The organism is Bacteroides parvus (assembly GCF_017309675.2).
GTDB classification, from domain to species: Bacteria; Bacteroidota; Bacteroidia; order Bacteroidales; family Bacteroidaceae; genus Bacteroides; species Bacteroides uniformis.
The window spans coordinates 29,277-41,393 of the sequence record NZ_CP084680.1; the positions used below are offsets into that span (position 1 = coordinate 29,277).

The window sequence follows — 12,117 nt, forward strand, 5'->3', positions numbered from 1 at the left end:
AATAGCAAAGCGGTCGCCTTTCCAATGGGGAGGGCGACCGCTGCTGTGTTATGAAACCAGTGGTTTAGTACGCAGTAAATGTTATTCTATTCCGATGCTGTGGCGCACGGGAGAAAGGATGAACGTAAACTCATAATCAGCGTATGGCACCAGGTACTCCGGACGCGCAATACGTCCCCAGCTGTCCTCACAACCCAGACCAGCTTGTACCTTGTCGATACAGAGATTAGTCAAATCAGCCTCTTCCACTTCTTGCGAGTGTCCCTGCTGCTTGTCCAAACCCTCGTCCAAAGACTCGATGGTATAGTGCAAGGCCGATGCGGAGAAGGGGGCTTCGGCCACAATCTTAATGCCATTGCCAGACTGATTCAACATCTTCCACCAGCGGATATCGGTCTTTGTTCCGTTTTCCTGCGGACGGATATAAGGATAGAACTGCTCTGTCACGCTCTGGCGATAGATGCCTAAATCTGTGCAATGGTTACGGTCGCTATAGTTCTCAACCGGACCGCGTCCGTAGTATTCGACTGTTTCGAAACTGCGGGGCATGGGCATCTGCAAACCGAAACGGAACATGTTCGAAACTTTGGCGTTTTTGTCGGCTATCAGCTTCTGGGTTATCTTGATGGCACCGGCATTGTTGATGACATACGTCAAGGCCAGCTTAGCGGAAACACCTGGCATATCGTAAGCTGATTCTACTATGACCTGATTGTTCTCCGTACGCTGGTTGAAAGAAGTCAACTTGATTTCCGGATTCTTCCAAACGATGTACTTGCGTTGCAGGCCCGCACCGAAATCATTGTCGGTCGGAGCACGCCAGAAGTTGGGCGTCAAGGCCTCACCGTCCTTAATCATATTCTGTCCGTTCACTTCGTACTTGGTCAGGTAACCGTTGTGCTTGTTGATTTCTACCCGGAACGCATCACCTGAAACGATGAGATACTTCCAATCGTTATCCTGCACTTGGGGAGCCACCACCTCTACATTGCTCTGCACGCAGTTCTTCAGTTCCATGGAAGGAGCCTTGTAGGGATTGAGTGCCAGCTGGTCCTTGGCCACCACATGGCCGGCGGGAAGCAGACCCTCGCGGTTCTTCAGCTTATAGGAAACGTTCAGCAGCCATTCGGTACATTGGCAGGTCTTGCCCAAATCCAGTTTAATCTTGGCTGTCTGCCGAGGAGCTATATTCAGATTATCCACGCGACCGGTACGAATTGCCTTGCCGCCTTTCAGCACCTCCCACTCCATGTAATAGGCAGAGAGGTCGCGGAAAAAGTACTCGTTGAACACATTGATTTCACCGTTCTCCAAGTCGGCCGGAGTAGTCCAGATGTCCTGATAGATACGCCCCACTTCGTACATGTGAGGATTGGGCACACGGTCGGGGCTGATAAGACCGTTATCGCAGAAGTTCACATCACTGGCATCGAAGCGGTTGAAGTCGCCGCCGTAGGCATAAATCATCTTGCCGTTCTTGCCCGTCCAACGGGGAGACTGGTCAACGAAATCCCAGATAAAGCCGCCTTGGTATTTGGGATACTTGCGAACCAAATCCCAATACTCCTTGAAGCCTCCTTCAGAATTGCCCATGGCGTGAGCGTATTCGCACTGAATGAGAGGTTTCGTCATGGAGGCATCCTCACAATACTTCCGGCAGCCCTCATAACCATAGTACATAGGGCAGTAAATGTCAGTCTTGCCTGTCTTACCGGCTTGCTCGTACTGGCAGGCACGGCTGGGGTCTTCGGCTTTCACCCAATCGTAGGCGGCCTCGAAGTTAGGACCATAGCCGGCTTCGTTGCCGAGCGACCAGAAGATGATGCTGGGATGGTTGAAACTGCGCTGCACGTTGCGCTGGTTGCGTTCCAAGTGCGCTTTTCTATAATCATCACGCTTGGCAAGGGTCTGCTCGCCGTAGCCCATGCCGTGAGACTCGATATTCGCCTCTGCCACTACATAGATACCGTACTGGTCGCAAAGGTCATACCAAAGATTGTTGTCGGGATAATGGCAGGTGCGCACGGCGTTCAAGTTGAACTGCTTCATCACCTGGATGTCCTGCAGCATACGTTCGCGAGAGATGACATAACCGCCGTCCGGGTCCATCTCATGACGGTTGGCGCCCTTGAAGAGGACGGGTTGGCCGTTGACAAGTATCTGTTCTCCCTTCAGTTCTATCTTGCGGAAACCTACCTTTACGGGAATCACTTCACTGCTGCCTTGCAGGGTGGCACGCAGGGTATACAAGTAGGGTGTTTCTGCCGTCCATTTATGAGGATTCTCCACATTTATCAGGGCAGTGCCACTGCCTTTGGCAGCAGCTGTAGCCACCTGCTTTCCGGCAGCGTCCAGCAGTTCAAGGCTGACGTTACCGCCACCCTTCACATCGAGCTGCACTCTCAAGGAACCGTTGCGGTAGTCGGCATCCAGGTCGGGAGTGACGCGGATATCCTGGATGCGTTTCTTGTCGCGGGCATAGAGATAGCAATCACGCCCTACACCGCTGTAGCGGAAGAAGTCCTGGTCTTCGAGATAGGTACCGTCGCACCAGCGGAATACCTGGAAGGCAATCAGATTCTTCTGGCCGGGCTTCAAGTAAGGGGTCAAGTCGAATTCGGCTTCGAGCTTGCTGTCTTCACTATAACCTACATAACGGCCGTTCACCCACAGATACATATTGGAGGTGACAGAGCCGAAATGGGCGATGATGTCCTTATTCTTCCAGTCGGCGGGCACGGTAATCTCACGGCGGTAAGAACCTACATGATTGTTCTCGACGGGCACCTGCGGCGGGTTGTTCTGGAACTGGTTGCGCCAGGCGTAGCCAATATTCACATAGATAGGATCGCCAAAGCCGTTCAGTTCCCACACGCCGGGGACGGGGATGTCGTTCCAACCTTTGTCATTGTAGCCCACACGCCAGAAGTCGGTAGGGCGAGCATCGGCATCCTTCACCCAGAAGAACTTCCAGATGCCGTTCAGTGTCATGAAACGGGACGATTGTTCTTTCAAGCCCCGGGTGGCGACATCGGCCGACTCGTAGGCGAAGTAGTTGGTGTGCATGGGGGCACGGTTCACGGCGTTGACCTCAGGGTCGAGCCATTCTTTGAAAGACTGTGCGCTGGCAGACAAGGCCAAGGCTGCAAACAGTCCGGTAATAAGATGTTTCTTCATGATGATTAGTTTAAAAATAGTAATAACAGCATAGGGAATGCTCCGAATGCTGTTACAAAAATAAGGCGAATCGGGCTATTTCAAGAGGAGAATCGGCCCAAAAAGGATGAATATTTGCTCACGGAAGCAATTTTCCACGGCTCATGCCCCGGAAAGGGGAGGGAAAACTAACTGTATGCCATCTCCCTCCACCTTTCGGAAAGGGATGTCAATGCAGGCGGTAGACGCTGAATGAACGGGGCTGCAGCTCCAAGTCGAGGGATTGCGCGCCGACTTGCACCGGGCGGATACGGGGAACGAGAGCTTCTTGTTCCAAGGTATTCACCGTACGCCAGTCACAGTTCTGCAGATACGTGCACGAACCGCCGATGAGTTGGCGTTTCCTCAAACCGTTGAAGTTAACTTGCACTTGGGCCGGGGTACTGCCTGCGTTGACCAGCTTCAGAATAATTTCTCCCGTAGGGGCATCAAGGGAGGCCGTAGCATAGAGGCTGTCTTGCCCAGCCACCGGCTTGCCGTCCATCTGCAGACGGAGAACGTCGGTACCGGCATTCATTCCATACATCTGCTGGACGTAATAGTTCGGGGTGCGCATCATGCGGAGGTTGTCGAACCAGATAAGGTCCGGATTCCACTGCCAGGCATCCACATGGGCAAAGAGCGGGGCGTAGGTGGCAAGGTGCACCACGTCGGCGTTGCGCTCCAGCCCGGTCATGAAGGCTGCTTCGGAGAGGGCGGCAAGGAAATTGTTGGTCTTGCCCGTGGGGTGGTCGTGGGAGGCATACTCGCCGGCAAAGACTTTGGGGCCGCGGCGGTCGTAGCTGTCATAGCGGGCGGCATTGGCAAAGAACCAGTCGGGGGCCATGTAGTAGTGCTCGTCCACCAGGTCCACACCGATGCGTTTCATCTCGGGCCAGAGGTAGTCGAACTTGTCACCATCGGCGTTGGGGCCGGAGGAGCCAACAATCTTGATGTCGGGATAGTGGGCGCGGATGGCTTTGGTAAAGACTTCCAGACGCTCGGTATAGACCTTATCCCACTGTTCGTTACCGATGCCAATCATTTTGAGGTGGAACGGCTCCGGATGTCCCATCTCGGCACGCAGCTTTCCCCAGGTGGAAGTAGCGGGGCCATTGGCGAATTCGATAAGGTCGAGGGCATCCTGCACGTAGAGGTCGAGCTCGTCGAGGGGCACCACTTCGTTGCTCTCGTACTGGCAGGAGAGGCCGCAACTGAGAACGGGAAGCGGTTCGGCTCCGAGATCCTCACTCAGCAGGAAGTATTCGTAGTAGCCCAGACCCAGACTTTGGAAATAGTCGGGGAAAGCCTTGTGCTTGAAGGTGTAGTTCCAGCGGTTCTCATTCAGCGGACGGTTCTCCACCGGGCCCACGGAGTTCTTCCACTGGTAGCGGGTGGCAAGGGTGTTGCCCTCGATGATGCAGCCGCCGGGGAAGCGGAAGACGCCGGGGTTGAGGTCATAGAGCGCTTGGGCGAGGTCGGCACGCAGACCGTTCTCTCGGTTCTTCCAGGTCTTGACGGGGAAGAGCGAGATGTGGTCCATGTCCACCGTACCCTCCGTCAGCAACACCACGCGCAGACGCGAGTGGGCATCGGTGAAGGGGGAGCGGAGGAGGACGGTCTGCTTCTGCCAGCTGTTGCCGCTGATTTCGATTTCCTTGGTCAACAGATTCTCGCCGCGGGAGTTCAGCAACTCAACGGAGAGCTTCATGGGGCGAGCATCGGGAGTGCGGGCATAGGCAGTGAAACGGTATTCCTCGCCTTGCTTGAGGCCGATGCCACGGAAACCTTCGTTGTCGAGCCCGGCACGCAGCCGACGGCCGTCGTTGACGATGCGCACGTAGTGGGGATTGCGGTCGAAGCAGGGCTCGGCGTCCTGCACCGTGACGTTGCCAAAGGGTACCCAGCCAACGAAGGGCTGCGGGAACTCGAAGGAGCGGTTCTTCACCAGTTCAGCGTAGAGTCCGCCGTCGGCACCGAAGTTGATGTCTTCGAAGAAGATGCCGTACATCGTGGGCTGTATCTTGGCTGTCGGCCGGGATACGTTAACGGTCATTACATGTTGTGCCTGCGCACCCAAGGCGCAAGACAATAAAAGGGTGGTAATCAGTTGTTTCATATAAGTAATGTCAAATGTTATAGTAATACGGAAACAGTTTACAAAAATAATAAAATCTTTAGATACAGATACATAGTTTATTCCTGCAGTTCTGCCGAAGCGGCTCCCACTTCTATCGGCAGCCACACTTCCATCCGGCCTTCACCACGATGCGCCCAAGCATAATAAGGAATCAACGTCAACTTCACATCCTTCGCGGCAAGGCGGCCCGTGGCGTCATAGCTCAAGGCTTGCGCACGGGTGGTAATTTCGTTGATACCGCCCAGCAGGTCGGGGTGCTCCACCACTTGGAACTTCGGATGCCGGTTCAGCAGCAGGGTGGAGATATCGAAATCATTGTCCGGCCACTCGGCGCAATACACCAGCGGACCACACTCTATGGCCACACGGCCACGGTCGGCGGCAACCTTGTCATTGGCCTTCACCACACGCGGCTGCATATCAAAATGAATTTCCACTACATCTCCTTTCTTCCAGCGGCGGTCGATGCTGAGGTAACCCTTCTGCAGTGCTCCCTTCACCTCCTGACCGTTGACAGACACGCGGTAGGCAAGCTCCTCTCCGTCGGCATACGAATACAAGCCACCCGGTAGCACACTTCCGCGTACCCAGCCCGGAATACGGACATTCATGACGAACGGCTGGTTGCCCTTTGCCACTGTCAAGCGGATATCACCGTTCCAGGGATAAGAGGTTTCCTGCTCCAGCACCACATTCTTCCCGTTCACCTTCAGCTTGGCCCGGTTGGAGAGGAACAGATTGACATACACCTTGTCATCCTTCACCGCATAGACATAGCCCGGCAGCGAAGGGATGAAGCGGCTGATGTTGCTGGGGCAGCAGGCGCAACCGAACCACGGCTGGCGCGTAATCGTGTGGTCGGCATTGAAACGGTACTTCCCGTCGCAAGCCAGCGGATTGGGATAGAAGAACCGTCCGCCGTCCAGCGAAACACCGGAAATCAGACCGTTGTAGAGCGTACGTTCCAGCACGTCAAAGTATTTGGCATCACCGTGCAGCAGGAACAGACGGTAGTTGGTATAAACATTGCCGATGGCGGCGCACGTCTCGTTATAGGCCGTCAGGTTGGGCAGTTCATAGTTGTCGCCGAAGGCTTCACCCTCATGGCGCGCACCGATGCCACCGGTAATGTATATCTTCTTGCCCACAATGTTCTCCCAAATGCGATCGATGGCACGGACATAAGAGCTGTCGCCCGTGATAGCGGCCACGTCAGCCATGCCCGAGTACATGTAGCCTGCGCGCACGGCATGTCCCACAGCCTCATCCTGCTCCAGCACGGGCTTGTGCGACTGCAAATAGATATCCTTGCGCGCCGTAGTACCGCGTGCATCGAGGAAGAACTTGGCCTGGTCGAGGTATTTCTTATCGCCCGTCACCATATAGAGGCGCACCAATGCCATTTCAGCAATCTGGTGTCCGGGAATCACACGCTTCTGTCCGGGACCTTCGCCGATATTCTTGCATACACAATCGGCATAACGGATGGCTATATCCAGAAAATTCCGCTTGCCAGTAGCTTGGTAATAGGCCACAGCCCCTTCCACCATGTGTCCCAGATTATAGAACTCGTGGCTCAGATTCTCCACCTCCGACCAGCGCTCCGGCCCCGACCAGTTGTGCGGATGTTTCGGGTTCATCGTGCGGGCCGTATAGAGGTATCCGTCCGGCTCTTGGGCAGCGGCAACGATGACGAGCACGCTGTCGATATATTTTTCCAGTTTCTTGTCCGGGTAAGTCTGCAAGGAATAGCTTGCCCCTTCAATCGTCTTATAGACATCCGTATCATCGAAGGAAAAGCCCTCCACCTTATATTCGTCACTGGGATGAGCCGCTTTCACAAAGTTCTCATAGCGTCCCGTCTCCTCGCATTTGCCGAAAGCCAGCGGAATGGTTACCTCACGGTTTGCCTTCAAGCGTTGTCCCCAGAAACTGTCGGTCACCTTGACCGAAGTGAAAGGCACCGGGTCGATGGGATAACCCGAATGCAAAGACTGCTGCTTTTGTGCCGATGCATTGCCGGCTATGGCTGCAACAAATGCCAATGTCAATAATTGCTTCATATCTTTTAAGGTATTGAGTTATTATGTTTTCAGGCACGGAATTACACGGATTTTTTAATTTCAACACAGAGCCACAAAAGCACAGAATTTCTAATCTCTAATCCTTAATCCTTTATCCTTACTTTCCCTAATAGTCCTGATTGTGAATCATCCAACCCGGGTCCACGTAATAGTGTTCGTCTACCATGGGCACACCCAGTTCCTCCTCCCCACACGGTGCGGCGCGCATCGCCATTGGCATACTCTATCAGATCCAGCCCCCAGGGACCGAAGTCGGAGTTGACAAAGGAGTTGCCGTCTGCCACACTGAACCATCGGTTGCCATCGGGACTCCAGGCTAGTTTCAAACCGCCACTGCCGTCGGCATGGGAGTAGGAAAAGAGGTAGACTGAATCGGGTTCATTCGCCACTCCGTTCATCACAGCCCACAAAGGAACAGTCAGTGTCAAGAACAGACACAAGGACAATAATTTCAAGAATCTATTCATGGTATTAAGTAGGTATTAATCATTTACATTTAGTTCGATAGTCACAATCAGCCGTATTCTGAATGCCATTCAGTCGTATAGTGAATAGGGTTCAGTCGTATAGTGAATGCCATTCAGTATACGGCTGAATTAGGCCAATTATAGACACTTGATAATCAAATATTTAAAAAATAAGTAATCCGTCATAATATATCATTACAAAACAAGGGTTGCTCCATGCCTTCTTTATTTCACGATTACCGCCCCTCCCTGCGGCCGAACCGTGAGTTGCAGAGAACCATCAGTCTTTATCTTCTGCAGCTTTAATTGAGGCTGCATCTTCTTGTCATCACTATACAGAGATACCTCTTGTCCTGCCAGCATAAGAAGGTCAAGTTTCAGTTTCAGAGGTTCCGTCGTTGCATTGACAGCGGCTATGTACCACGTGTTGCCATGACAACGGGCAAGAACAATATGTCTCCCTGGATAGCCGTCAATGAAACGGGTCTCGTCCCAAGTAGTGGGCACTTGTTTCATAAAGTCGAGGCAGATTTGCGGAGCATCCGTCAGGTTATTGGGCGCCAAAGCAAAGTTCTGAATGGGGTTTTGTATAGAAAGTCTTGCCATCCTCGCAACGGAAGATATGCGGGTCGCGGACTCCCCCGGTGGAGCTGATGACTTTCGAATCGATTACCGGTTCATTATCATTTAATGCCCAGTAGGTATAACCGTCCATGCTTACAGCATAGCGGACAGCTTCTTCATCGCCACTATTCCCAGTGAAATAAGCTACATAATCTTTTTGGGGAAAGGATTTTTGCCAGGAATATCCCGGAAGTGCAAACAACGACAATAGCATTGCCGCCAAAAGCATCCGGAAAGTGTTTTTCATCCGTACAATCATAATCTTTTTATATTAAACCTTTTAACGGGTGTAAAATTAACACTATATACATTATAATACAAAGAAAGTGTATATGTTGTGTAACATATACACTTATTTACTCTCTCAAATCAGTCGGCATTCAAAAAACGCACCATCTCACAAGCTGCCAGCAGAAATACCCCTACCCCAAAGTTAGCAGTAGAGTGGGCATCAACCACTTGTCCGTGAATGGCTTTCTCGCCAATCGGCTGTACATACCCTATGCGACCATCGGGCTGCAAGGCTACAGTAGTCAGATAATTCCACGCCTTTTTCTAGGTCCATGCCTGCGGAGCATCTGTCCAGAACGGATGGTCAGCGGACAAGCCCAGGGGCAAGGCACCTACATACCACTCTTCCACCTTGCGCAGAGCGGAGACAATACGGTAAGCCTCACTCTTAGCCCCAGCCTTGCGCAGGAAGCATTCTACCGTAGACGAGAACAGCAGCCAGTTGGTATAAGGAGGGTTCACACGGCGCAACCGGGTGAACTCTTCAATGTAACGCCGTTTAGTCAAACTATCCAGAGGCACCCACAAAGCATCGTATCCTCGCAGGAAGCTTTCAGCAATATAAGCGGCATCGACCAGCAGCTGCCCCTCTTTCCACCAAAGCAGGTAATCCTGGCTTTCAGGGTCTACCGCCTGCGCATAACTTTTCAATGCCCACTCGCGAAGTTGCCTGCGCTGTTTGCCTTCGGCAGTGTCATCGTCCGGCAAAGAGAACCAGGGCGCCAACCCCGCCATCAAACGGCCGAAGCATTCCATATAGGTCACCCGTTTGTCGCGTCCATCCCAAGTGGGGCTAAGCTCCACCTGCATATTTTCCTAGAGCTTCCCTTCACTCATATTGCTCAGTCCGGAGCAGCCATTTGATACAACACCCCGACCCAAAGTTCGCGGTCTGTCACTTCCTTCTCTTTTTTCTTCTTGGCAGCCATTTCCTGAACGGGCAGCAATAAAACTGCCACCAGCAGCAGCCATAAGTAGTTACTTTTTCTCATGATATTATTTAAGTTTGTTTTTCAATACTGCAAATTACCCCATCCCCGGTAATTTCGGGGGCACTATTGTTTCAAAAAGGGGTAAATATCGGTCATTAGTGCCCCAGAAACTCAGAAATCACAAGAAAAAAGCCCAAGATTAAATCATTCCACGACGGAAATGACTAAAGTATTTACCGTTATATTTGTTTCTGCATGAACTGCACCAGTACAAAGGCAATACAATAAGCTATAATCTGTTCAAACCAAAAGTCAAGTCCTTCAAACATATTACCCATTATTTTAATAGACACCTATTCCTTTTTCTGATAACAAAGAAAAGGAATTTATTCGGAATAATGAATTTCCATACGACTCAAAAAATGTTCTATTTTTCCGGATTACAGACAAAACTGAGAATACACACCAAGACACTGACTCCTTCCATATTACATTAAATGTCCCGAAAACCGATATATTCTCCTGCCAAAAGACTATTTTTGCAATAAATATCCATAAGCATACCATGGCAGGCATCTATATTCATATACCTTTTTGCAAGACACGCTGTATCTATTGCGATTTCTATTCCACCACTCGCAGCGAATTGAAGCTGCAGTACATCCATGCCTTGTGCACTGAACTGAAAACCCGCAAGGGTTATCTGAAGGAAGAACCGATAGAGACCATCTACTTTGGCGGAGGAACTCCCTCACAGCTCGCCCACGAAGATTTCGAGCAGATATTCCGGACTATCAAAGAGGTGTATGGAACAGAACATGCCGAAGAAATTACCCTCGAGGCCAATCCCGACGACCTGACGGAAGAATATGTGTCCATGCTGCGTACCCTCCCCTTCAACCGCATAAGCATGGGAATACAGACATTCGACGACCCCACCCTGAAACTGTTGAACCGCCGGCATAATGCCACGCAAGCCATCGCAGCCGTACACCGCCTCCGCCAAGCCGGCTTCCGGAATATCAGCATCGACCTTATCTATGGACTGCCGGATGAAACAGACCAACGGTGGGAATGCGACCTGCAACAAGCCGTCGGCCTTGATGTGGAGCATATCTCCGCTTATCATCTGACTTACGAAAAAGGCACCCGCATCTACGAAATGCTGCAAAGCCACCGCATCAGCGAAGTAGATGAAGAGAGTAGCCTGCGCTTCTTCTCGGCGCTCATGGACACCCTGGGAGCCGCGGGGTATGAGCATTATGAAATATCCAACTTCTGCAAGCCCGGCATGTACTCACGCCACAACACCGCTTACTGGAAAGGCATTCCGTATTTGGGCTGCGGCCCTTCCGCCCACTCCTTCAATGCGGAGACAAGGGAATGGAACACAGCTTCTCTGGAAAGATACATAAAGTCCATTGAAGAGGGACAGCGTTCCTCCGAAACAGAAATCCTGGATAAAGTGACCCGTTACAATGAATACATCATGACTTCCCTGCGTACCATGTGGGGAGTCTCCCTGACATATACGGAAGAAGCCTTCGGCACGGAATTATGCCAATATTGCATGAAAATAGCGGCTCCATACCTCCAAAGCCACAAACTGGAGATGCAGGCAGACCGCCTGCGCCTGACCCGGGAAGGCATCTTTGTTTCGGACGGCATAATAAGCGACCTGATGTTCATTGATTAACAGCAAAACCGGGAGACTGCATGACCGAACAAGAAGTCAGACGCTACTTGCGCCAAATGAAGGAAGAAGACTCGGAACGGGCTTTTCACAGTTTCTACAATCTGTGCTACGACCGTTTGTTCCGTATTGCCTGCTATTTCGTGAAGTACGAAGAGTGGGCGCAAGAAATTGTGCTCGACGTCTTCATGAAGCTTTGGGAACAACGCGCCCGGTTGCCGGAAGTGAACAACATAGAGGATTACTGCTTTATCCTTACCAAAAACGCCTCCCTCAATTACCTGGAAAAAGAGAACCGGCACCCTACACTTTCGTCCGAACAGCTTCCCGAACTTTCAGACCAAGCCGATTCCCCCGAAGACACTCTTATCAGCGAAGAACTGTTTGCCCGATATGTCAAGGCGCTCGACCGCCTGCCGGAGCGTTGCCGTGAAGTATTCATCCGCCTGCGCGAAGAGAAACAAAGCTATGCACAAGTGGCGGAGGAGCTGAACATCAGCACTAAGACAGTAGACGCGCAACTGCAAAAAGCACTCACAAGACTCAAGGAAGCATTGCTGACGGAGTGAACTCTGCTTTATCTTCCTCGCAAGAAGCCGCGTATGTATGTATGAGATGCACATCTCATGCAGACTTTCCCTATTGATTGAAACAGAGAAGCAAGGAAGTCACACGTAAGCAGGACGGACTT

At 51.7% G+C, this 12,117-nt stretch carries 5 protein-coding genes and 5 pseudogenes; 2 read left to right on the forward strand and 8 right to left on the reverse strand.

From position 1 onward, the window contains the following. Positions 1 to 81: 81 nt before the first annotated feature. The 8 genes and pseudogenes from JXR92_RS00135 to JXR92_RS00170 all read right to left on the reverse strand — a co-directional run. On the reverse strand, positions 82 to 3,177 hold the full coding sequence (locus JXR92_RS00135; RefSeq protein WP_117599976.1) for a glycoside hydrolase family 2 TIM barrel-domain containing protein: 3,096 nt from the start codon (positions 3,175 to 3,177) through the stop codon (positions 82 to 84). 208 nt (positions 3,178 to 3,385) lie between these two features. Next, the gene (locus tag JXR92_RS00140) at positions 3,386 to 5,314 is read right to left on the reverse strand and encodes an alpha-L-arabinofuranosidase C-terminal domain-containing protein (RefSeq protein ID WP_119961179.1); all 1,929 of its coding nucleotides are present in this window, start codon (positions 5,312 to 5,314) and stop codon (positions 3,386 to 3,388) included. 77 nt (positions 5,315 to 5,391) lie between these two features. Next, a complete protein-coding gene (locus tag JXR92_RS00145) occupies positions 5,392 to 7,398 on the reverse strand; it encodes a glycoside hydrolase family 127 protein (RefSeq protein WP_117599974.1) in 2,007 nt (668 codons plus the stop codon). A gap of 257 nt (positions 7,399 to 7,655) precedes the next feature. Then, positions 7,656 to 7,886: pseudogene (locus JXR92_RS00150) on the reverse strand (hypothetical protein); the annotation flags it as partial. 225 nt (positions 7,887 to 8,111) lie between these two features. After that, positions 8,112 to 8,477 (reverse strand): annotated as a pseudogene (locus JXR92_RS00155) (glycoside hydrolase family 97 C-terminal domain-containing protein); the annotation flags it as partial. Further along, positions 8,476 to 8,769 (reverse strand): annotated as a pseudogene (locus tag JXR92_RS00160) (family 43 glycosylhydrolase); the annotation flags it as partial. The pseudogenes JXR92_RS00160 and JXR92_RS00155, both read right to left, overlap by 2 nt. A gap of 110 nt (positions 8,770 to 8,879) precedes the next feature. After that, positions 8,880 to 9,065, reverse strand: a pseudogene (locus tag JXR92_RS00165) (glycoside hydrolase family 88 protein); the annotation flags it as partial. A gap of 66 nt (positions 9,066 to 9,131) precedes the next feature. Next, positions 9,132 to 9,793, reverse strand: a pseudogene (locus tag JXR92_RS00170) (DUF2264 domain-containing protein); the annotation flags it as partial. A gap of 505 nt (positions 9,794 to 10,298) precedes the next feature. Between JXR92_RS00170 and hemW the strand changes: the two are divergent. Further along, positions 10,299 to 11,429 (forward strand): radical SAM family heme chaperone HemW, encoded by a 1,131-nt coding sequence (gene hemW, locus JXR92_RS00175; protein WP_138344964.1) that lies wholly within the window; start codon positions 10,299 to 10,301, stop codon positions 11,427 to 11,429. Between the two features lie 20 nt (positions 11,430 to 11,449). Then, positions 11,450 to 11,995 (forward strand): RNA polymerase sigma-70 factor, encoded by a 546-nt coding sequence (locus JXR92_RS00180; RefSeq protein ID WP_009037909.1) that lies wholly within the window; start codon positions 11,450 to 11,452, stop codon positions 11,993 to 11,995. Positions 11,996 to 12,117: the final 122 nt, after the last annotated feature.

Excerpts from the sequence above, each read along its gene's own strand:
- JXR92_RS00135 (WP_117599976.1), bottom strand. The coding sequence starts at position 3,177 with ATGAAGAAACATCTTATTACCGGACTGTTTGCAGCCTTGGCCTTGTCT.
- JXR92_RS00140 (WP_119961179.1), bottom strand. The coding sequence starts at position 5,314 with ATGAAACAACTGATTACCACCCTTTTATTGTCTTGCGCCTTGGGTGCG.
- hemW (WP_138344964.1), top strand. The coding sequence starts at position 10,299 with ATGGCAGGCATCTATATTCATATACCTTTTTGCAAGACACGCTGTATC.
- JXR92_RS00145 (WP_117599974.1), bottom strand. The coding sequence starts at position 7,398 with ATGAAGCAATTATTGACATTGGCATTTGTTGCAGCCATAGCCGGCAAT.
- JXR92_RS00180 (WP_009037909.1), top strand. The coding sequence starts at position 11,450 with ATGACCGAACAAGAAGTCAGACGCTACTTGCGCCAAATGAAGGAAGAA.